We start from the raw sequence: 21,189 nt of genomic DNA, 5'->3' as shown, positions 1-21,189 counted from the left end.
TCGGCGTCATCATAGTTGATCCACCCCCCGTTGAGGACGGGCCCTAGCCGCGCACCAGCGAGACCAGCCAGCTGCGGCCGAATAGGACGAGGATCGCAAGCGCGTAGACGACGGTGCCGCCGACGGCCAGCAGGACCAGCGTCACTTCGTCCCGGAAGTGCATCGGGCCCAACAAAGGACCGCTGAAGCGCGCGATCAGCCAGAACGCGGCGGCGAGGATCAGTCCGGTGACGAGGAATTTGGCGAGCGACATCAGCCAGGCGCGGTCCAGCACGAGGAAGCCTCGCCGCACGGCGAAGAACAGCACGAGCAGAAGGTTGGTCCAGACGCCGACGGCGGTTGCGAGCGCGAGGCCGATCTGGGCCAGCGATCCCATCAAGGCGACCTTCAGCGCGACGTTGACTGCGATGCCAGTCAGCGACGCGCGAACCGGCGTCGCCGTATCCTTGCGCGCATAGAAGGTCGCGACCGCACTGCGGATCAGCACGAAAGGAATGAGGCCGATGGCATAGGCCGCGAGTGTGCCGCCGGCGGCGACGGCATCGGCCTTCGAGAATGCGCCGCGGGCGAACAGCGCACGCATGATCTCGTCGGGCACGGTGAGGAAGGCCGCCACGAACGGGATCGAGAACAGCAGCGTGAAATCGAAGGCGCGACGCTGCGCCTTCATCGCGCCGTCATGGTCGTTGGCCGTGATCCGCCGCGACATCTCCGGCAACAGCACCGTGCCGATGGCGATGCCGATGACGCCGATCGGCAGCTGGTTGAGACGGTCGGCATAATAGAGCGCCGACAGCGCGCCCGCGGGCAGGAAGGTCGCGATGATGGTGTCGGCGAACAGCGCGACCTGCGTGCCCATCGAGCCCAGCGTCGCAGGTCCAAGCGCCTTGAAGAAGCCGCGCACGTCTTCGTCGAGCTTCAGCGGTGCAAAGCGCGGCAGGCCGCCATGGCGGGCGAGATCGCCCGCCAGCAGGAAATATTGCAGGAAGCCGGAGATGAGCACGCCCCAGGCTGCGGCATGGCCCGCGGTCGGAAACCACGCGGCGAGCGCCAGCGTCATCATCATCGCGACGTTGAGGAAGATCGAGGCGGCAGCGGCGCTGGCGAAGCGCTGCATCACGTTGAGCATGCCGCCGTAGAGCGTCACCAGCGTGATCAGCAGCAGATAGGGAAAGGTGATCCGGGTCAGCTCGATCGCGAGCTTGCGCTGCTCGGCGTCGTCGCTGAAGCCCGGTGCGAGGATGCTCATGGCCTGCGGCATGAACAGCCAGGCGACGATCAGCAGCACCACCTGCGAGGCCAGCAGCAACGTGAAGATGCGGTCGGCGAACAGGCTTGCCGCCGCCTCCCCCTTCTCGCCATGGACATGGGCATAGGCCGGCACCCAGGCCGCGTTGAAGGCGCCCTCGGCGAAGATCGCGCGGAAATGATTGGGCAGCCGCAGCGCCACGAAAAAGGCGTCGGCGACGGGACCGGCGCCGAGGATCGCCGCAAGCATGATGTCGCGGGCAAATCCCGTCACCCGCGAGAGCAGCGTGTATCCGCCAACCGTGAAGATGCGTCCGAGCATGCCTCTGTTGTAGAGCATGGCGCGATTAGGTCTAGGTGCAAGCAGCGGGGAAGGTGTGCTCCCTCCCCCGCTTGCGGGGGAGGGTTGGGGAGAGGGTGTCTCCGCGCTGGGATTATTGAGATTAACTGAGGACGTCCCTGTGTGGCGAGAGCCCTCACCCGCCGCGCTCTGCGAGCGCGTCGGCCTCTCCCGCAAGCGGGAGAGGCGGAGCAAGCCAGCGGACAATCCCCGTGAAATCCATATGCGATTGCCCTGCGCTTGCGGGGGAGGGCTGGGGAGAGGGTGTCTCGACGACGAAGACTCCCCCAGAGGAGAGAACCCTCACCCGCGCCTTCGGCGCGACCTCTCCCGCAAGCGGGAGAGGTGAAGGAAGCCGCGAAGAATTCAGCCCGCGAGCGCGCCGCGGACGGCGGCGATGATTCGCTCCTGGTCGGCTTCGGTCACATAGGCATGCATCGGCAGGCTGATCACGTCCTGCGACAGGCTCTCGCAACCCGGCAGCCCGCCTTCCGCGACCGGATATTGCTTGTAGGCGGTCTGCTGATGCATCGACTTGCCGTAGTAGATCGCGGTCGGCACGCCCTGGGCCTTCAGCGCGGCGGCAAAGCCGTCGCGGTCGGTACCCTCGGGCAGACGGATGGTGTACTGCGCCCAGACCGAGGTATTGCCAGGGCTGAGGCGCGGCACGGTGACCACATTGGACAGACCGCGCTCATAGCGCTCCGCGACCTTGTTGCGGGCGGCGATCTCGTCGTCAAAGATCTTCAGCTTCTCGATCAGGACCGCGGCCTGCATGGTGTCGATCCGGCCGGTCAGGCCGAGACGGACATTGTCGTATTTGTCCACGCCCTGCCCGTGCACGCGAATGCTGCGCAGCGTGGCCGCGAGCTCGTCGTCATCGGTGAAGATCGCGCCGCCGTCGCCGAAGCAGCCGAGCGGCTTTGCCGGGAAGAAGCTGGTCGCCGTGGCATGCGCGAGCGTGCCGAGCTTGCGGCCCTTGTAGCTCGCGCCAAACGCTTGCGCGGCGTCGTCGAGCACGAACAGGCCCTCGGCCTTGGCGATCTCCGCAATGGCGTCGTGATCGGCCGGCTGGCCGAACAGGTCGACTGGAATCACCGCGGCGGGCTTGAGGCCGGCCTTGCGGGCGGTCGCGATGCCGCGCTTCAGCGACTCCGGGCTCATGTTGAAGGTCGCCTCGTCCACGTCGACATAGACAGGCGTCGCGCCGGTCCGCGCCACCGGCGAGGCGGTCGCGATGAAGGTGAAGGACGGGCACAGCACGGCATCGCCGGGCCCGACATTCTTGGCCATCATCACCATCAGGATCGCGTCGGTGCCGCTGGCGCAGCCGATCACGTGCTTGGCGCCGCAATAGGCCGCGAGCTGCTTCTCGAGCTCGAAGACCTCGGGTCCGTTCACGAACTGGCAATGGTCGAGCACGCGCTTGACGGCCGCATCGAGCGAGGCCCCGAGCCGGCGCCGCTGCGCGCCGACGTCGATGAAGGGAATGGGATCGGAACGCAGATGCTGGTTCATAGTCTGGTTCTTGGCGCCTTGTGACGTTTGAGCGGTCGACATGGAAAAGGATCAGCCGGCGACGCGGCGCGGAGCCTTGCGGACGGGCGACGTCGCCGCAGGCCGCGACGGCGTTTCGAGACATTGCGTGGCGATCTCGAGGCTGGCGACGCCTTCATCGCCCGTTACTGCCGGCGTATCGCCATGGCGCACCGCCTTGAGGAACGCGATCAGCTCGGCGCGCAGCGGCTCATCGTGGCCGACCGGCAGATGCCGCATCGAGTAGCTGCCGTCGGGCTTGAAGCCGAAGCACTCGGTGACCTGACGCGTGAGCAGATCGCCCATCACGTATTTGCCGCGCGTGGCGACCGTGACGCTGCGCGCCTTGAACGGCGTCAGCCAGTTGGTGTTGATGTGGGCGAGCACGCCGTTGGCGGTGCGGAACTGCAGGAGCGCGATGTCCTCGCGCTCGGCGACGGCGCTCGACAATTGCGGCTGCACCTCGACGATGTCGGATTCGGTGAACCAGCGGATCAGATCGATGTCGTGCACGGCAAGATCGATGACGACGCCGACATTGGACATGCGCGGCGGGAACGGGCCGACGCGCGTGATGGCGATGGAGAGAATGTCCTCGCCCGCGATGGCCTGCTTGACCGCGGCGACCGCCGGATTGAAGCGCTCGACATGGCCGACCATCAGCGTCACGCCGGCCTTCTGCGCCGCGGCGACGATCTCGCGGCCCTCTTCCACGGTGGAGGCGATCGGCTTCTCGACCAGCACGTGGATGTTCTTGGCGATGCAGGCGAGCGCAACCTCGTGATGCAGATGGGTGGGCGCGGCGATGGTCACGGCGTCGACGCCTTCGGCGAAGAGCTGGTCGAGCGTCTCGAAGCTTTCGCAACCGGCAAGCTCCGTTGCCCGCTCACGATGTGCCGCCGAGGGATCGACGACGCCGACGAGGCTGACGCCGGGTAGACCCGCAAGCACGCGCGCGTGGTTGCTGCCCATCACGCCGGCGCCAATGACGCCGACGCGCAAGCCGGCCTTCGCCGGTGCAGATCCTTTGGAACTCATCTGAGCAATCCCCGATTCAACCCAAATCCCCGGCGCCTCTCCTAGCACGGCCGCCACATTTGTGGCGAATGCGGACTTGGGACCCCGGACACGATTTGATTCAAAAAGTTACACGTTCCCCGGGCCTTAAGCCGCAAAAGATACCGTCTTCCCGGCCCGGGTTGCGTGATTCGGAGCTTGCTGGTTACGACCTTTGATAGTCGTCTTCAATCCGGATGATGTCGTCTTCCCCGAGATAAGAGCCGGTCTGGACCTCGATCAGCTCCAGCTGGATCTTGCCGGGGTTCTCCATCCGGTGGACGGCGCCCATCGGGATGTAGATCGACTCGTTCTCATGCACCGTCTTCACGGTCTCGTTGACGGTGACCTGGGCCGTGCCCCGCACCACGATCCAGTGCTCGGCGCGATGATGGTGCTTCTGCAGCGACAGCCGCCCGCCCGGCTTCACCACGATGCGCTTGACCTGGTGGCGCTCGCCATTGTCGACGGACTGATAGCTGCCCCAGGGCCGGTGCACCTTGAGATGCTCCTCGGTGACCTTGGGCGCGACCGCCTTCAGCTTGGTCACCAGGCGCTTCAGGCCGTTGGCATCCTTCTGGCGCGAGACCAGGATCGCGTCCGCGGTGGCGACCACGACGAGATCGTCGACGCCTTCGAGCGCAACCAGCGCGGAATCGGTGGTGACGTTGCAGTTGCGGGAGTCCTCGAACACGGCGGTGCCATGCGCCGCGTTGCCTTGCGCGTCCTTCTCCGACAGCTCCCACACAGCGAGCCAGGAGCCGACGTCGGACCAGCCGCACGACACCGGCACGACGGCGGCGCGCGAGGTCTTCTCCATCACCGCATAGTCGATCGAGATCGCCTTCGCCGCGCCGAACGCCTCGGGCTCCAGCGTGACGAAGCCGAGATCTCGGCCGGCATTGTTGACGGCGCTGGTGACGGCCTCGACGCTTCCCGCATCGACCCTGCGATATTCGTCGAGCAGCACGCTGGCCGGGAACATGAAGTTGCCGCTGTTCCAGAGATAGCCCGAATTGACGTAGTCGGACGCCTTCACCGCGTCCGGCTTCTCGACGAAGCGCGCAACCGCATGCACTTCGCCGGAAATCACCTCACCCGGATTGATGTAGCCATATTCGGTCGCCGGCCGCTCCGGCTTGACGCCGAAGGTGACGATGCGCCCGGCGCGCGCGGCGGTGAGGCCCTCGCGGCAGGCCGCGACGAAGGCGGCATTGTCCTGCACCACGTGGTCGGCGGCGAGCGCGAGCACGATCGCTTCACTGTCGCGGTTCTGCGCGAACACCGCGCCCGCCGCGATCGCGGGGCCGGAATCGCGCCGCATCGGCTCGAGGATCACGTCCGCCTCGATGCCGATCTCGGCGAGCTGCTCCAGCACCATGAAGCGATAGGCCGCATTGGTGATGACGATCGGGCGATCGAACAGCGAGGGATCGGACACGCGCAGCAGCGTGTCCTGGAATGTCGAGCGCGTGCCGAACAGCGGCAGGAACTGCTTGGGGCGAACCTCGCGCGAAGCGGGCCACAGCCGCGTGCCGGCACCGCCGCACATGATCAGGGGGATTATGCGTTTGTCCATCGTGATCTCAAACCTTGAAGTAGTCGCGATACCAGGTGACGAAATTATGGACCCCATGCTCGATCGGCGTTGACGGTGCAAAGCCGGTGTCGCGCATCAGATCCTCGACATCCGCGAACGTTTCCCGCACATCTCCCGGCTGCATCGGCAGCAATTCTTTGATCGCCGTCCGGCCCAGCTCCCGCTCCAGAAGACCGACGACGTGCATCAGTTCCTCCGGATGGTGGTTGCCGACATTGTAGAGCTTAAACGGCGCATTTGCGGCAGACGGATCGTCCGCAGGCACAAGATCGATCAGCTTCGATACGACGCGGGTCACATCATCGATATAGGTGAAGTCGCGGCGCATCTCGCCATGGTTGAACAGCCGGATCGGCTTGCCCGCCATGATGGCGTTCGCGAACAGAAACACGGCCATGTCGGGCCGGCCCCACGGGCCGTAAATGGTGAAGAAGCGCAGCCCCGTGACCGGCAGGCGGTAGAGATGGCTGTAGGACTGCGCCATCACCTCGTTCGCCTTCTTGGTCGCGGCATAGAAGCTCACGGGATGATCGGTGCGGTCCGCAACCGCAAATGGCAATTTTGTGTTGGCGCCGTAAACGGAGGATGACGAGGCGTAGACGAGATGACGACAGCCGTTGTTGCGGCAGCCCTCCAGCACGTTGAGAAAGCCCAGGAGATTGGAATCGGCATAGGCGTGCGGCTGCTCGATCGAGTAGCGCACGCCGGCTTGCGCCGCCAGATGCACGACTTTGGCAAAACGATGTTGGGCAAACAGCGCCGCCATCGCCTCGCGGTCGGCGAGGTCGGTCTCGACGAAGGAGAAGCGGGAATCGTCCCTGAGCAGCGCCAGGCGCGCTTTCTTCAGCGCCGGATCGTAATAGCTGTTGAGATTGTCGAGCCCGACGACGGGACGTCCTTCGCCCAGGAGCTGCCGGGCGACGTGAAAGCCGATGAATCCGGCGGCACCCGTGACCAAAATCGCCTGATCCGTCATCCTGTTCCCTGGGGATCCCCTAGCCCGGTCCTGTTTAGCCGCCAGCTCGATCGGGTCGCAATAGGCTCGCCGCTGCCCTCACAACACCCCAACGACGGCTATTGCAAGATCGGCGCCAAGACCATACCAAAGCGGCCGAATTCGGCGCCTCGCGTCGGGTTGCCTCAAATCTTCGCAAACCCTGTCCATGCGGGCGAGATGCGCCGAATCCTGTTGTCGACGGCCAAGATCATGATTTCCGCGGCGCTGCTCTATCTGGCGCTGCGCAAGGTCGACCTGTCCGAGTTGTTTTCGCGCTTCACCGTCACCAGCCTGTTCTGGATCGGCGTCGCGATCGCGGTCGCGTTCCTGCAGATCTTCGTCGGCGTGCTGCGCTGGCGTCAGATCAGCGCCGTCTGCGGCGCGCCGCTCGAGCTCAGCCGCGCCATGCGCTACAACGTGATCGGCTCGTTCTTCAACCAGACCCTGCCGTCGGCGATCGGCGGCGATGCGGTCCGGCTGTGGCTGGTCGCGCGCGCCGGCGCCGGCTGGCGTGCGGCGACCTACTCGATCTTCGTCGACCGCGCGATCGGTTTGATCGCGCTCGCGGTTCTCATCGTCGCCAGCCTGCCCTGGAGCTACACCCTCATCACCGATCCGCACGGGCGCTCGGCGCTGCTGCTCGTCGACCTCCTGGCGCTCGCCGGCGGCGTCGGCTTTCTGATTTTCGGCGCACTGAAATGGCCCTGGCTGAAGACGTGGTGGGCCACGCATCACATTCACGCCTGCGCGGTGATCGCCAATCGCGTGATCTTCAGCCGCCCCCGCGGGCCGATCGTCGCCATCCTGTCGGTCCTCGTTCACGTGCTGGCCGTCGTCATCGCCTGGTGCGTCGTGCAGTCGATTGCGGCCCCGGTTCGCTTCAGCGACGTCTTTCTGCTGGTGCCGCCGGTGATGCTGATCACGATGATGCCGATCTCGATCGCCGGCTGGGGCGTGCGCGAAGCCACGATGAGCCTTGCGTTCGGCTTCGCGGGACTTGCCGCCAACGAGGGTGTCAACGTCTCGCTGCTGTTCGGCGCCGTGTACTTCATCGTCGGCGCCGTCGGCGGCCTGGTCTGGATCCTCAGCGCGGAGAAGGCCGCGCAAGGGTCGGCCCCGATCGGAGTGCCGGAGTGAGCTCGACCACCGAAGCGCTCGCCGGCGCGCCCGTGCTGCTTGCCGTTGCGATCGCCGCGCTGATCTCGGCGCTCGTCACCTGGACCAGCCGTCCCCTGCTCCAGCGCTACGCACTGGCGCGACCGAACGCGCGGTCCTCACATCGCATCCCGACCCCGCAGGGCGCGGGCATCGCGGTGATCGCCGCGACCCTGATCGTCGCCTCGCTCTGGGGAGCCTCGGCCAATGTCGCGATCCCGCCGGCGCTGGTCGCTGCGACGGTCGTGATCGCGCTGGTCGGCTTCGCCGACGACATCGTGTCGCTGCCCGTGCTCGTGCGGCTGGTGCTGCAGGCGGCCTGCGTCGGCGCAGTGGTGTTCACCGCGCCGGAGACCGCGCGCATCGTGCCGGCGCTGCCGCTTCCTCTGGAGCGCGGCCTCATCGTCCTTGCCGGAGTCTGGTTCGTGAACCTCGTCAACTTCATGGACGGGCTCGACCTGATGACCGTGGCGGAAGTCGTGCCGGTCACCGCGGCGCTGCTGCTGCTCGGATGGGTCGGGGATCTCTCGTGGCCGGCCGTGCTGATCGCCGCCGCGCTGTGCGGCGCCATGCTCGGCTTTGCGCCGTTCAACCGTCCGGTCGCAAGGGTCTTCCTGGGCGATGTCGGCAGCCTGCCGATCGGCCTCTTGCTCGGCTGGTGCCTGCTGGAGCTCGCCTTCCGGGGGCAGACGGTCGCAGCCCTGCTGTTGCCCGCCTATTATCTTGCGGATTCCACCATCACGCTGTTCCGGCGCATCATCAGGCGCGAACCGTTCTGGTCGGCACACCGCACGCACTTTTATCAGCGTGCAACCGACAACGGGTTCACGGTGAAGCGGGTGGTCGGCGAGGTATTCGCGCTCAATCTCGTGCTGGCATTGCTCGCCATCGTCACCATTCGCGCCGGTTCGACGACGATCACGATCGTCTCCCTGTTGGCTGGCGCGGGCGCGGTCGGGTTCGTGCTGCGCCGTTTCTCCCGGCCTCAGGGCTCCTGATCCGAGACCGCCAGGCGCAAGCCCTCCTCGAGGGTCACCTGCGGCTGCCAGCCCGTTGCGATCGCCTTCGAAATGTCGAGCTCGAGCGAGCCGATCAGGCCGTCATGCATATCCTGCCGGCCCATCATGCGGAGGACCGCGCCGAGCAGTTCTGGCGGCATGCGGAACAGCCGGCTGCTCTTGCCGGAGGCTCGCGCCAGACATGCGATGAATTCAGGCGTCGAGACCCGCTCCCGGTCGGCCACCAGGAAGATCTCGAAATTGCCCCCCGGGTCGGGATGGCCGAGCCGGTGCAGGATGAACGACGACAGGTTCTGCACGGAGAGAAAGTTGCGGCGATTGCGGATTGCCGCAAACGGCAGCGGCAGCCCCAGCCTGACCGCGCGCGCCAGCAGCGGGAAATTGCCCCTGGCGTGCGCGCCGTAGATCAGCGGCGGCCTGATCACCGAGATCTTCATGTCGACGTCGCGGGCCAGCGTGCTCAAGCCCGCCTCGGCCGCGGCCTTGGATGTGCCGTAGAGGCCACGCGGCGTCGGCAAATCGCTCTCGCTGAACGGCGCGCGGCCGTCATTGCTGCGGCCGTGCACCAGAACGGTGCTGATGAAGATGAAATGACGCACGCCGGCCGTTGCTGCGTAGCGTGCCAGGCGCAGCGTGCCCTCGACATTGACCTTGCGGTAGAGTTCGGCCGCGTGCTCGTCGTTCTTGTAATGCACGCGTGCGGCGAGATGGATGACGGCGTCGACGCCTTCAAGCGCCGCCTGCCAATCGGTTTCGGGGCCGATCGAGTCGATCACGACCTCGTCGTCCGCCCCTCCCGAGCTGCGCACCGCGCGGCGGACCGACCAGCCCTCGCGTGTCAATGCGCGCACGATGTGACGACCGACGAAGCCACTCGCTCCCGTTACCAGCGCGACCGGCTTTGTCTCGCTCATCGTTGCTCCGACAGAACAGCGCGCAACCCATCGACCGGCATGGTCAGGCCGCCGTCGACCCGAATTCGGGCACCGCGTCCTTCAGGATGGTCCTGATGGTGGCGCGATCGTCGCGGGCGATCGCCTGCTCCAGCGCTGCAATCCACTTGCGCAGCGTCTGCATCGGCGGCTCGTTCGGCTGCGCCGCCATGATGCCGGGAACACCGATCTCGCGGGTCGGCTCCTCGGAGGCGAACAGGATCTCGTGCAGCCGCTCGCCCGGCCGCATGCCGGTGAACACGATCTCGATGTCGTAGCCCGGCTGCAGTCCGGAAAGGCGGATCATGCGCTCGGCGAGATCGACGATCTTTACCGGCTGGCCCATGTTGAGCACGTAGACCGAGACGTCAGGGCGCTGCGTTCCGAGCGCGTGCGTGGCCGCGGTGATGACGAGATCGCAGGCCTCGCGGATGGTCATGAAGTAGCGGACCATGTCGGGATGCGTCACCGTCACCGGGCCGCCGGCCTCGATCTGCGCCTTGAACTTCGGAACCACCGAGCCGTTCGAGGCCAGCACGTTGCCGAACCGGACCGAGATCAGCCGCATCGGCGGCTTGGCGCCGCCGCGGCCTGCGGCGAGCTCGTGATCGAGCGCCTGGCAGTACATCTCCGCAAAGCGCTTGGTCAGGCCGAGCATCGACACCGGCTCGATCGCCTTGTCGGTCGAGATCATCACCATCGCCCCGGCGCCGGCCGCCACGGCGGCATCCGCAACGTTGATCGAGCCGAAGATGTTGGTCTTGACGCCTTCGCTCCAGTCGCGTTCGAGGATCGGAACGTGCTTGAGCGCCGCGGCGTGGAACACGATGTCCGGCCTGAACTCCGCCATCAGGCGCATGATGCGCTCGCGGTCGCGAATGTCGGCGATCCGCCCTTCGATCTGGGCTGCCGCCCCCCGCGCGGCGAGCGCTTCCGTGATCGCGTAGAGCGCCGGCTCGGAGTTTTCCGCGATCAGGAGCCGCGCGGCGCCGAAGGCGACGACGCGCTCGCAGATTTCTGCGCCAATCGAGCCGCCGCCGCCGGTCACGATGACGGCCTTGCCCCTGATCAGCGCTTCCAGGCGCCCATAGTCGATCGTCTCGCTCGGCCGCAGCAGGAGGTCCTCGACCGCGACCGCGGTGAGCCGCGGCGTGTCGCCGCTCTCCAGCGAGGGCATGCGGTTGACGATCACTCCCAGCTTGCGCGCCCGCATCAGGATCGATTCGGGGTGTGCTTCCGGCTCGAATGCCGACGGTGTCATGATGAGGCGCGCGATCGCCTTGTTGCGCTTGGCGAAGTCCGCGATGACGTCCTCGACGTCGTCGATGCCGCCCAGCACCGGCAGGTTGCGGATGAACTGGCCGCGATCCGCCATCGAGGGCGACAATACGCCGACGGGCCAGATGTGCTTGATGGCCCCGCTCTCGATGCCGCGCAGCAGCACCTCCGCGTCCGCGGCGCGCCCGATCAGCAGCGTCGGGGCGGCATCGTTGCCCTTCGCGTGACGCCGCACCCGCGTATAGCGGAAGTAGCGATAGGCCATGCGCAGCGCGCTGAGGAAGGCGATCTCCAGGAACCAGTAGAGAACGATCGTCACCTTGCCGAGGAAAAAGGCGCCGCGGACGTTGGGAGCGACGAAGATGTAGTCGAGCACGAGCAGGGCGACGGTGAGCACGGTCGCCGCGCGGATGATGTTCAGCGCATCCGGCAGCGAGATGAAGCGCCACTTCGTCGTGGTCAGGTTCAAGACGAAGAACACGACCACGCTGAAGGCGAGAAAATAGGGCAGGATCTGGAACAGCAGCGGCAAGCGCTCGAAGAAGTCTTCGCCACCCTCGAATCGCAGATAGAAGGCGGCAAAAAGCGCGGCCGTGGTCGCCAGCAGGTCGTGGAGCGCGATCAGGAAATTGCGCGAGGTAAGATGCGAAAGACGCGTCATCCGCCGACCGATAAAAACCCAGTTAGATGCAACCTGATCGCGCTGATACCCCATCTGGACAAGACTTGCCAGCCGCGCGACCGCTCAGGAACCGGCTTCCCTCATCTTCGCCTCGGCCTGTTGTGCCCGGATCACCATGCCGCCGGCAACGCCGACGCCGATGACGTACATCCAGCCCTCGTGGAAGTCGAACAGATGCGAGTTGAACAGCGAGGTGAAGACGTTCTGCACCACGACCAGGAGCCCGATCCAATTGGCAAGCCCGTCGCCGCGAAACAGCAGCAGATGCAGGATCCAGATCGTGTAGAGAACGGCGACGCCGATCAAACCCCATTGCACGGCAACATTCAACGTCTGATTGTGGGGGTTGCCGATCACTTCGGCTGACGCCTTGTGCTGACTGCCGGGCGTCGCGACGCGCTCGAACAATCCGCGCGTCGAGCCCGTGCCGTGTCCTGCGATCGGCGCCTCCGCGAAGAAGCCGAGCGACTTTCGCCAGAATTCGAGCCGCAGGCCCAGCGAGGTCGGCTCGCCCCTCTCCATATAGCGCGTGTAGTCGTCCGTAAACCTCTCGGCAGTATGGCGCAAATGCGGCGAGACCTGCCAGGCGAGAAAGGCGACGGCGAGCAGCGCGGCGGCGACGATCGCAATGCTGCGCCACCTGAGGTGAAGGAGCGCGAACACGCCGAACATGATCGGAATGGTGACGAGCGCGGTGCGCGACACCACCACGAAGGCCATGTTGACGAAAAAGCTGAGCGCAAGCGCCGTGAGCAGGGCGGCGAACCAATATCGCTTCTCCCGCAGCAGCATCACGATGGGATAGGCGAGCGCGACCGCGCAGAGCGTGAATTCCTGGCTCTGGTCGATGTAGTTCTTGACGAAGATGCCGCGCTCGGGCGGATCGGTCTTGAGCGCAAGATCGGGATAGAATGCGACCAGCCACGACATCACCGACAACAGGGCGCAGGACACCAGGAAGGCGACGAAGACCCACCGGGCGCGCGGCGAGCGCTCGAAATGATAGAGCAGGACCGGCAGCACGAGCAGCTTGACGGTCGGATTGACCGCATACAAGCGTGCGCCCCAGGCCGCATCCGACCACAGCGTCCCGACCAGCGCGAGCAGCACCAGCGCGATCGGCGCCACACAGATCGGACGCTTCAGCGATTGCAGAAAGGCGCGGACGTCGAGGAACGGCACCATGCAGAGCAGCATCAGCGCGTTGAATATCCCCGCAAGCGACGTCGACCAGGGCAGCGAGGCGGCGGTCAGGATCGCAAACAGGTCGACCGTCTCGCGCCAGGCCGCCGGACTGCGCAGGCGCCGCCGCAACATCTGGCCGGGAGTCTCTCCGGCAAGCGCCGTCACTTGCCGCCTCCCCGGGCGCGATGAACCAGCGCCGTCGTGCTGAAGCCCTGGAGGATGTCGACCAGCACGACCGTTCCGCCCGCAGCCTCGACCACCTCGTGGCCGACGACCTGCTCGCGGGTGTAGTCGCCGCCCTTCACCAGCACGCCGGGCTTGATCCTGGTGATCAGGTCGATCGGCGTGTCCTCCGCGAAGATGACGACGAGATCGACGGCCTCCAATGCTGCGAGCACCTCGGCGCGCGCGCGCTCGTCCTGCACCGGGCGATCGGCGCCCTTCAGCCGCCGCACCGAGGCGTCGCTGTTGAGCCCCACGATCAGGCGATCACAGGCGGCGCGCGCCGCGGTCAGCACCTTGACGTGACCGGGATGAAGGATGTCGAAACAGCCATTGGTGAAGCCGACGCGCTGGCCCTGCCTCTTCCATTCGACGAGCTGGGCATCGAGCGCAGCCGGATCGAGCACGATCTTCTCCTCGGCCGCGAGAGTGGCATGCGGCAGGATCTTTCGGCGCAGCTCGGCCGCGCTCACGCTGGCGGTGCCCTGCTTGCCGACGGCGACGGCGGCGGCGGCATTGGCCACGCGTAGCGCCGTATCCCAGTCCGCGCCGGCCGCAAGCGATACTGCGAGCGCGGCGGCGACGGTGTCACCGGCGCCGGAGACGTCGCGTACCTTCACCGGGAAGGCCGGAACGTGCACGGCCCCGCCATTGCGCGGCACCAGCGTCATGCCGTGCTCACCCTGCGTGACCAGGATCGCCTCGCAATCGGCGAGCCGCATCACGTCCTCGCTGGCCTCGACGATGCTCTGCACCGTCTCGGCACGGCTGCGGGTCGCCTCCGAGAATTCCTTGCGATTGGGCGTGAGCAGCGTGGCACCGCGATAGATCGCCCAGTTCAGGCTCTTGGGATCGACCACCACGGGCTTGCCGAGCTTTCGCGCGGCGTCGATGGTGTGGCGGATCACGCGCGCGGTCAGCACGCCCTTGGCGTAGTCGGACAACAGCACGATGTCGGCGCGCGCGATCTGCGGCAGGATCGCGTCGATCAGTTTCGTTTCGATGTCATCGGAAGCAGGCTCCGCCTGCTCCCAATCCGCGCGCAGCATGTGCGTGGAAAAATGCTCGGAGACGAAGCGGGCTTTTCGCGTGGTCGGCCGGGAGGGATCGCATACCAGCACGCTTTCGATACCGGCTTGCTCACCCAGCGCCGATGCCAGCCGCCTGCCCGCATCGTCCTCGCCGACGAGGCCGACGAAGATGCAGCGCGCGCCGAGCGAAGCGACATTGCGCGCGACGTTGCCGGCGCCGCCGATGTGAATCTCGCTGCGCTGGGCGGTGATGACCGGCGTCGGCGCTTCCGGCGAGATCCGCGACACCTCGCCATAGACGAACTCGTCCAGCATGATGTCGCCGATGCACAGCACCGTGCGGCCTGAGATCGTTTGCGCGAGGGCGTCGAAATCGAGAATGGGGGTCGCCATGATCAAAGGCCTCAGCGGAAGCGGTCGGGCCGGTCGAGATAATCCCCGACATAGGCCTTGACCGCGTCCTCGAGCGTCGTGAAGCCGCCGTTATAGCCGGCGCGGCAGAGGCGATCGACCTCGCTCTGGGTGAAGTATTGATAGCTGTTGCGGATGCTCTCGGGCATATCGATGTATTCGATGTTGGGCCTGGTGCCGAGCGCGGCGTAGGCAGCCAGCATCAGATCCTTGAAGCTGCGCGCCTTGCCGGTGCCGACGTTGAACAGGCCGGACACCGACGGCGTCGCCAGCAGCCACATGACCACGCGCACGACGTCGTCGACATAGATGAAGTCGCGGCGCTGGTCGCCGTCTTCGATGCCCTCGCGATGCGACTTGAACAGCTGCACGACGCGGCCCGCCTTGACGTCGTCGAAGCGCCGCGCCAGCACGCTCATCATCGAGCCCTTGTGGTATTCGTTGGGGCCGAACACGTTGAAGAATTTCAGCCCGGCCCATTGCGGCGGCAGCGGATCGCCGTTCGCCACGCGCCCGGCAACCGCGAGATCGAACATGTGCTTGCTCCAGCCGTAGAGATTCATCGGCCGCAACTTTCTCAGTGCCGGTAGCGAAGCGTCGTCGCCAAAGCCGGCCTCGCCGTCGCCATAGGTCGCCGCCGAGGATGCATAGATGAACGGCACCGCGTTCATCGTGCACCAGTCCAGCAGGCGCATCGACAGGCGGAAATTGGTCTCGAACACGAGGTCGCCGTCGGTCGCGGTGGTCGCGGAGATCGCCCCGACATGGATCATGGCGTCGAGCTTGCGGCCCTCAAGCCAGTCGGGCAGCTCGGCCGGGGGAACGATATCCACAAGCTGCCGCTTGGCGAGGTTGCGCCACTTGCCCTCGGTGCCGAGCAGGTCGCAGACCACGACGTCGCTGCGGCCGGCCTCGTTCAGCGCGGCCACGACATTCGATCCGATAAAACCGGCCCCGCCGGTCACCAGCAACATTCCAACTACCTGCCCGATTTTCTTAGTGCCCGGTCCTGCCGTAGCGCATGATCCGCCAAAGTGTAAGCGGTTTTGGGATCGTCGCTTCTGCCGGCTTTACCTGCCGGCCGGGAGCGGCTACCGAACCGCCAACATCAGCATGTCGTCGGTCCTAATTAACGAATGAATATTGATTCGCAATTTGTTGGAGATGCAGACCGGAGCGACACGCGCCCGATCCTGATCATTCCCTACATGTGGATCGGCGATTTCGTGCGGAATCATACCGTCGTGCGGGTCCTGAAGGAGCGCTGGCCGAACCGGCCGGTCGATCTCCTGACCACGTCGCTGTGCGCCCCGCTGATCGATTACATGCCCGGCGTGCGCGCTGGCATCGTCTGGGACCTGCCGCGCAGCCAGCTCGCAATGGGCCGCCAGTTCGGCCTGGCAAAGCTCTTTCGAAAGCGGAACTACGGTACCGCCCTGGTGCTGCCCCGGACCTGGAAGGCGGCGATCGCGCCGGCGCTGGCCGGTATTCCTGAACGGGTCGGCTTCGTCGGCGAGTTTCGGTTCGGCCTGATCAACCGCTGGCGCTGGGGCGAGAAGAGACTGCCCCGCTTCATCGACAAGAACGCCGCCCTGGCCCAGCCCGACGGCGCACCTCTCCCTCCGGAATGGCCGGTGCCGCAACTGCGGGTCCCGGCCGAGGAGATCGTCCGCTGGCGCGAGGCCAATCGCCTCGGCGCCGGAGCCGCCGTGGCGCTCGCCCCGGGCTCGGTCGGGGTCTCAAAACGCTGGACCTACTATCCCGAGGCCGCCCGCCTCCTGGTCGAGCGTGGCCTGGAGGTCTGGGTGGTCGGCGGCCCCGCCGAAAAGGGTCTGGCCCAGGAGATCGTTGCCGCGGGCGGCAAGGGGGTCCGGGACCTCACCGGCAACGATCTGCGCAACGGCGTCCTCGCCATGGCCGCCGCCGGCGTGGCCATCTCCAACGATTCCGGCCTGATGCACGTCGCCGCAGCCCTGGACACGCCCACCATGGGCATCTTCGGCCCCACCAGCCCCTACCTCTGGGCCCCCCTCAACCGCCTTGCGGCAACGGTGGTGCAGGACAAGGAAATGCTGCCCTGCCAGCCCTGCCAGAGCACGATCTGCAAGATGAACGATCACCGCTGCATGCGGGACCTCGCGGCGAGCGAGGTGGTGGCGATTGCGCAGCGCGTGCTGAGGGAGGCGGGAGCAAGGGCGATGACGTGAGGCGATCGGGGCTCGCGCCGATGGTGGCATCATGCCAGTGTTTTGCCCGACAAGTCAAAATCTGATTCGAAAAATCCGCAGTAGATCAAGCGCTCCGCCAAGCCATTGATTTTGCTGACCCGGCCTACTGTGCATGGGGTTGTTTTCGCGGTTTTTGTTGCTGCGCGCGCGAAAACCGCGTCACAGCAGCGGCCGATAGACCGCGCCGATCCGGGCGGCTTCGGCATCGAGGCTGAAGCGTTCGAGCACCCGCGCCCGCCCGCGCTCACCCATCGCGGTCGCCGCAGCCACATCACGCATCAGCGGCTCGAGCGCCGCAGCGAGCGCGTCGGCATCACCCGCCGGGACCAGCACGCCGGTGACGCCATCCTCCACCACGAGCTCGGCCGCGCCGGCGCGTGACGCGACGAGCGCGCTGCCCGCCGCCATCGCCTCGATCAGCGTCAGGCCAAAGCCTTCGTTGCGCGAGGTGAAGGCGTAGATCGTCAGCCGTTGATACCAGCGCTGCACCGCTTCGATCGGCAGCTCGCCTGTGATGACGATGCGCGATTGCAGGTTGGCTGCGTCGATCCGCTTCTTCAGGTCATTGGCAAAGGGCATCTGCTCGGGCGTGACCTGACCGACGATGACGGCGGTGAAATCGGGATAGCGCGGCAAGAGGCGGCACATCGCATCGACGAACACGTCGGTGCCCTTCTGCGCCCGCACGCGGCCGAAGCAGCCGATGGCGTAGCGGCCCGGCAGCGCGGCTTCCGCGAACGCGCCAGCGCGATCGGTCGGCGGCGCATAGACGTCGGTGTCGACACCGTGCGGAATCACCGTCGCCTTCACCTTCAGGAACGAGGCCGAGATGTCGCTCGTTGCGATGATCGCGTCCATGCGCCGGATCAGCCAGCGCGTGATCCAGCTGTGATGCCGCTGCGCCGCCGAGGTGAACACCAGCTTCAGCGGCCAGCCGAGCGCGCGCAACGCCACGCCTGCGATCATCTCGTTGTTGCGGCGCGCATGCCAGATCACGGGCCGCTTGCGGCGCCACAACTTCAGAAAATCGGCAACGCTCAGCCGCGCGATCCCCTCCGGCACGTCCGAGCCGAACCAGGCCGCGCGGTACAGTTTCGCCAGCCGCGGCGCCACCATCCGGTTGGTCGCGGTGACCCCGGAATAGCGCCTGTGCAGATTTGGCACGATCACGTCGAGATCGCCGGGGAAACTCGCCACGTCACACTCCATTTAGCAAATTCCCTATACGCAACATTAAGCATAGTGACCAGTTCAGCCGCGCCGATACCCCCTCTTCACCACGCAAGCGCTAGCTTCGCGCGTTGATCGAAGACGGGTGAGATCATGACTGTGCTAGTCACCGGCGGCGCCGGCTACATCGGAAGTCACACGGTCCTGGCGCTGGCGGAAGCCGGCGAGGACGTCGTCGTGATCGACGATCTCTCCACCGGTTTCTCCGCTTACCTGCCCGAAGGCGTGCCGCTGTTCATCGGCGATGCCGGCGATGAAAACCTGCTCGAAGGCGTGATCGCCCAGCACGACGTCGAGAGCATCATCCATTTCGCGGGCTCGGTCGTCGTGCCGGATTCGATGCGCGATCCGCTCGGCTACTACCGCAACAACTTCACGACCGCGCGCAACCTGCTCAACGTCGCGGTCAAGCGCGGCATCGGTCGCTTCATCTTCTCCTCGACCGCCGCCGTCTATGGCAATCCGGACCAGGTGCCGGTGCCCGAGCACGCGCCGACGCGGCCGCTGTCGCCCTACGGCTCGTCGAAGCTGATGACCGAGATCATGCTGCACGACGTCGCCGCCGCCTTCGGCATGCAATACGTGACGTTGCGCTATTTCAACGTCGCCGGCGCCGACCCGCAGGCGCGCATCGGGCTCGCCACTGTCGGCGCCACGCATCTGCTCAAGATCGCGGTGGAAGCCGCGACCGGCCAGCGCGCCAAGATCGACGTGTTCGGCACCGACTATCCGACCCCGGACGGCAGCTGCATCCGCGACTTCATCCACGTCACGGACCTCTCGCAGGCCCACCGGTCGGCGCTCGCCTACCTGCGCAACGGCGGCGCCTCGACGACGCTGAATTGCGGCTACGGCCGCGGCTATTCGGTGCTGGAGACCATCGACGCGGTGCGGCGGGTTTCGGGCCGCAGCTTCGCCGTGCAGTACGCCCCGCGCCGGCCCGGCGACATCATGACCATGGTCGCAGACACCAGCCGCATCCGCAGCCTGCTCGACTGGCGGCCGCAATATGACGACCTCGAGACCATTGCGGCGCACGCCCTGGCCTGGGAGGACAAGCTGTTCCGCGAACGCCATGGCGAGCTCCGCCACGCCGTCTCGGCCTAGAATCATCCCAAGCGCAAGCCCTTAATTGGGCTTGAAAAACCCGGCTTGAGCGGGCACAGAGGCCCATCGATCCCTGACGCACGGGCAGGTCTTGTCCCGCGCCGTCAATGGACACCGGATGGCCCAGTTCCCGAAGAAAATCACCGACGATCCCTACGCGGCAGCGGTCCTGATTCGCCGCCTGGTCACGGAACAGGGCATCGTCTACTGGCGGCGCTACCTCGTCGCCTTCGCGCTGATGGCGCTCGCCGCAGGCGCGACCGCAGGCGCGACCTATGTGCTCGGCCAGGTCATCAACCAGGCCTATGTCGGCAAGAACATCCCGGGCATCGCGATGTTCTCGGGCATCACCGTCGCGTTGCTCTTCATCAAGGGCGTGGCGACCTACGGCCACATGGTGATCCTGACCAAGATCAGTAACGCGATTCTTGCCACCAACCAGCGCCAGCTGTTCGCCAAGCTGATGCGCGAGAGCGTCGGCTTCTTCTCCGAGCGGCATTCGTCCGAGTTCCTGGCCCGGCTGACGGCGGGCGCCAAATCCATCACCGACGTGCTCAACATGCTGGTCAACGCCATCGGGCGCGACCTGTTGATGCTGCTTGCCATGATCGGCGTGATGGTATGGCAGGATCCGCTGATGTCGTTCATCGGCCTCGTCGCGGTGCCGCCGGCAATGCTGGTGCTGCGCAAGCTGGTCAAGCGCATCAAGGGCCTCGCCTTCAACCAGTTCACCGGCACCGCCGACATCATGGAGACGATGCAGGAATCGCTGCAAGGCATCCGCACCGTCAAGGCGTTCACGCTCGAAGAGACCATGCAGAAGCGGATCGACGAGAACATCGCGGTCGTCGAGCGCAACGCCAACAAGATGGCCCGCGTCGCCAACCGCTCCAACCCGCTGATGGAAATGCTCGGCGGCTTCGCGGTCGCCGGCTGCCTGATGTACGGCGGCTATGCCGTGGTCGCGCTCAACGCCACGCCCGGCGCGTTCTTCTCCTTCATGACCGCGTTCCTGATGGCGACCGAGCCGGCCAAGCGGCTGGCGCGGCTCAACATCGACCTCAACAGCCAGCTGGTCGGTGCGCGCATGCTGCTCGAAGTCGTCGACAGCCCGGCGAGCGAGCAGTCCGACGACGACAAGCCGTCGCTGAAGCTGTCAGATGCCCGCATCGAGCTGCGCGACGTCAGCTTCTCCTATCGCGACGGCGAGACCGTGCTCAACCGCATGAGCTTCACGGCCGAGCCCGGCAAGGTCACCGCGCTGGTCGGTCCCTCCGGCGGCGGCAAGTCGACCGTGCTGGCGCTGCTCCTGCGCTTCTACGAGGTGACGCAAGGCGACATCGTGATCGACGGCCAGTCGATCGGTGCGGTCTCGCGCAAATCGCTGCGGGCACAGACCGCCTATGTCGGCCAGGACGTCTATCTGTTCCGCGATACCATCCGCAGCAACATCGCCTTCGGCCGGCCGGGCGCGAGCGAGGACGAAATCGTCGACGCCGCCAAGGCTGCCTGCGCGCATGATTTCATCATGGGCTTCCCGCTCGGCTACGACACGCCGGTCGGCGAGCACGGCACGCAGCTCTCCGGCGGCCAACGCCAGCGCATCGCGGTGGCCCGCGCGCTGATCAAGAACGCGCCGATCATCCTGTTGGACGAAGCCACCGCCGCGCTCGATTCCGAATCCGAGCGGCAGGTGCAGGAGGCGATCGAGCATCTCTGCCGTAACCGCACCACCATCGTGATCGCGCACCGCCTGCACACCATCATGCACGCCGACGCCATCCTGGTGGTCGAGGGCGGCGAGATCGTCGAGCAGGGCCGGCATGACGAGCTGCTCCGCCGCGGCGGGCGCTATGCCTCGTTCTTCCGGTTGCAGCATCGGGACAGCAGCCCCTTGGAGCTGGCGCCGATCAGCGCAACCGCCTAGAATTC

At 66.1% G+C, this 21,189-nt stretch carries 16 protein-coding genes; 5 read left to right on the top strand and 11 right to left on the bottom strand.

Annotation, left to right across the window (positions count from 1 at the left end; all coding sequences use genetic code 11):
• Positions 1 to 43: 43 nt before the first annotated feature.
• The 5 genes from murJ to AC1RQP_RS31375 all read right to left on the bottom strand — a co-directional run bounded on the left by murJ (position 44) and on the right by AC1RQP_RS31375 (position 6,756).
• The gene (gene murJ / locus AC1RQP_RS31395) at positions 44 to 1,570 is read right to left on the bottom strand and encodes a murein biosynthesis integral membrane protein MurJ (protein WP_492940819.1); all 1,527 of its coding nucleotides are present in this window, start codon (positions 1,568 to 1,570) and stop codon (positions 44 to 46) included.
• A 384-nt stretch (positions 1,571 to 1,954) separates the two neighbouring features.
• Positions 1,955 to 3,106: a DegT/DnrJ/EryC1/StrS family aminotransferase gene (locus tag AC1RQP_RS31390; RefSeq protein ID WP_492940817.1), complete on the bottom strand. Its 1,152-nt coding sequence runs from the start codon at positions 3,104 to 3,106 to the stop codon at positions 1,955 to 1,957.
• A gap of 51 nt (positions 3,107 to 3,157) precedes the next feature.
• A complete protein-coding gene (locus tag AC1RQP_RS31385) occupies positions 3,158 to 4,162 on the bottom strand; it encodes a Gfo/Idh/MocA family protein (RefSeq protein ID WP_239625210.1) in 1,005 nt (334 codons plus the stop codon).
• Between the two features lie 184 nt (positions 4,163 to 4,346).
• The gene (locus AC1RQP_RS31380) at positions 4,347 to 5,759 is read right to left on the bottom strand and encodes a mannose-1-phosphate guanylyltransferase/mannose-6-phosphate isomerase (RefSeq protein WP_239625212.1); all 1,413 of its coding nucleotides are present in this window, start codon (positions 5,757 to 5,759) and stop codon (positions 4,347 to 4,349) included.
• A gap of 7 nt (positions 5,760 to 5,766) precedes the next feature.
• On the bottom strand, positions 5,767 to 6,756 hold the full coding sequence (locus tag AC1RQP_RS31375; RefSeq protein WP_492940723.1) for an NAD-dependent epimerase: 990 nt from the start codon (positions 6,754 to 6,756) through the stop codon (positions 5,767 to 5,769).
• Positions 6,757 to 6,954: 198 nt separating this feature from the next.
• Here AC1RQP_RS31375 and AC1RQP_RS31370 point away from each other — a divergent pair, with 198 nt between their 5' ends.
• The gene (locus AC1RQP_RS31370; protein ID WP_492940721.1) at positions 6,955 to 7,914 is read left to right on the top strand and encodes a lysylphosphatidylglycerol synthase transmembrane domain-containing protein; all 960 of its coding nucleotides are present in this window, start codon (positions 6,955 to 6,957) and stop codon (positions 7,912 to 7,914) included.
• Positions 7,911 to 8,930, top strand: coding sequence for an MraY family glycosyltransferase (locus tag AC1RQP_RS31365; RefSeq protein ID WP_492940719.1), 1,020 nt, complete (start codon positions 7,911 to 7,913; stop codon positions 8,928 to 8,930). Before AC1RQP_RS31370 ends, AC1RQP_RS31365 begins: the two co-directional genes overlap by 4 nt.
• On the opposite strand, the gene AC1RQP_RS31360 is transcribed toward AC1RQP_RS31365, so the two are convergent.
• The 5 genes from AC1RQP_RS31360 to rfaD form a co-directional block, all read right to left on the bottom strand.
• Positions 8,918 to 9,865 (bottom strand): NAD-dependent epimerase/dehydratase family protein, encoded by a 948-nt coding sequence (locus AC1RQP_RS31360; RefSeq protein ID WP_492940717.1) that lies wholly within the window; start codon positions 9,863 to 9,865, stop codon positions 8,918 to 8,920. The genes AC1RQP_RS31365 and AC1RQP_RS31360 overlap by 13 nt on opposite strands.
• A 43-nt stretch (positions 9,866 to 9,908) precedes the next feature.
• A complete protein-coding gene (locus AC1RQP_RS31355) occupies positions 9,909 to 11,822 on the bottom strand; it encodes an SDR family NAD(P)-dependent oxidoreductase (RefSeq protein WP_492940715.1) in 1,914 nt (637 codons plus the stop codon).
• A gap of 84 nt (positions 11,823 to 11,906) precedes the next feature.
• Positions 11,907 to 13,193 (bottom strand): O-antigen ligase family protein, encoded by a 1,287-nt coding sequence (locus AC1RQP_RS31350; RefSeq protein WP_492940713.1) that lies wholly within the window; start codon positions 13,191 to 13,193, stop codon positions 11,907 to 11,909.
• On the bottom strand, positions 13,190 to 14,674 hold the full coding sequence (gene rfaE1, locus AC1RQP_RS31345) for a D-glycero-beta-D-manno-heptose-7-phosphate kinase (RefSeq protein WP_492940711.1): 1,485 nt from the start codon (positions 14,672 to 14,674) through the stop codon (positions 13,190 to 13,192). The genes AC1RQP_RS31350 and rfaE1 overlap by 4 nt, the downstream gene beginning before the upstream one ends.
• Before the next feature lie 11 nt (positions 14,675 to 14,685).
• Entirely contained in the window at positions 14,686 to 15,666 is a 981-nt protein-coding gene (gene rfaD, locus AC1RQP_RS31340) for an ADP-glyceromanno-heptose 6-epimerase (protein WP_492940709.1), read from the bottom strand.
• 162 nt (positions 15,667 to 15,828) lie between these two features.
• Between rfaD and waaF the strand changes: the two genes are divergently transcribed.
• Positions 15,829 to 16,899, top strand: coding sequence for a lipopolysaccharide heptosyltransferase II (gene waaF / locus AC1RQP_RS31335; protein ID WP_492940707.1), 1,071 nt, complete (start codon positions 15,829 to 15,831; stop codon positions 16,897 to 16,899).
• Between the two features lie 180 nt (positions 16,900 to 17,079).
• Here waaF and AC1RQP_RS31330 read toward each other — a convergent pair whose 3' ends face one another.
• Positions 17,080 to 18,117, bottom strand: a complete 1,038-nt coding sequence (locus AC1RQP_RS31330; protein WP_492940705.1) for a glycosyltransferase family 4 protein — start codon at positions 18,115 to 18,117, stop codon at positions 17,080 to 17,082.
• Between the two features lie 126 nt (positions 18,118 to 18,243).
• Here AC1RQP_RS31330 and galE point away from each other — a divergent pair, with 126 nt between their 5' ends.
• Positions 18,244 to 19,257: a UDP-glucose 4-epimerase GalE gene (gene galE, locus AC1RQP_RS31325; protein WP_492940703.1), complete on the top strand. Its 1,014-nt coding sequence runs from the start codon at positions 18,244 to 18,246 to the stop codon at positions 19,255 to 19,257.
• 118 nt (positions 19,258 to 19,375) lie between these two features.
• Positions 19,376 to 21,184 (top strand): ABC transporter ATP-binding protein, encoded by a 1,809-nt coding sequence (locus AC1RQP_RS31320; RefSeq protein WP_492940701.1) that lies wholly within the window; start codon positions 19,376 to 19,378, stop codon positions 21,182 to 21,184.
• Positions 21,185 to 21,189: the final 5 nt, after the last annotated feature.

It is taken from the genome of Bradyrhizobium sp. GW821-FHT13H06 (genome assembly GCF_058803975.1).
Note: the sequence above shows the minus strand (reverse complement) of the source record. Positions and strands in the feature narration are given on the sequence as shown.

What these genes read in the sequence shown, in the direction of transcription:
- rfaD (WP_492940709.1), bottom strand. Translation starts at nt 15,666, where the DNA reads ATGTTGCTGGTGACCGGCGGGGCCGGTTTTATCGGATCGAATGTCGTG.
- AC1RQP_RS31370 (WP_492940721.1), top strand. Translation starts at nt 6,955, where the DNA reads ATGCGCCGAATCCTGTTGTCGACGGCCAAGATCATGATTTCCGCGGCG.
- murJ (WP_492940819.1), bottom strand. Translation starts at nt 1,570, where the DNA reads ATGCTCGGACGCATCTTCACGGTTGGCGGATACACGCTGCTCTCGCGG.
- AC1RQP_RS31390 (WP_492940817.1), bottom strand. Translation starts at nt 3,106, where the DNA reads ATGAACCAGCATCTGCGTTCCGATCCCATTCCCTTCATCGACGTCGGC.
- AC1RQP_RS31355 (WP_492940715.1), bottom strand. Translation starts at nt 11,822, where the DNA reads ATGACGCGTCTTTCGCATCTTACCTCGCGCAATTTCCTGATCGCGCTC.
- AC1RQP_RS31385 (WP_239625210.1), bottom strand. Translation starts at nt 4,162, where the DNA reads ATGAGTTCCAAAGGATCTGCACCGGCGAAGGCCGGCTTGCGCGTCGGC.
- AC1RQP_RS31360 (WP_492940717.1), bottom strand. Translation starts at nt 9,865, where the DNA reads ATGAGCGAGACAAAGCCGGTCGCGCTGGTAACGGGAGCGAGTGGCTTC.
- AC1RQP_RS31380 (WP_239625212.1), bottom strand. Translation starts at nt 5,759, where the DNA reads ATGGACAAACGCATAATCCCCCTGATCATGTGCGGCGGTGCCGGCACG.
- AC1RQP_RS31375 (WP_492940723.1), bottom strand. Translation starts at nt 6,756, where the DNA reads ATGACGGATCAGGCGATTTTGGTCACGGGTGCCGCCGGATTCATCGGC.
- waaF (WP_492940707.1), top strand. Translation starts at nt 15,829, where the DNA reads ATGAATATTGATTCGCAATTTGTTGGAGATGCAGACCGGAGCGACACG.
- rfaE1 (WP_492940711.1), bottom strand. Translation starts at nt 14,674, where the DNA reads ATGGCGACCCCCATTCTCGATTTCGACGCCCTCGCGCAAACGATCTCA.
- AC1RQP_RS31320 (WP_492940701.1), top strand. Translation starts at nt 19,376, where the DNA reads ATGGCCCAGTTCCCGAAGAAAATCACCGACGATCCCTACGCGGCAGCG.
- galE (WP_492940703.1), top strand. Translation starts at nt 18,244, where the DNA reads ATGACTGTGCTAGTCACCGGCGGCGCCGGCTACATCGGAAGTCACACG.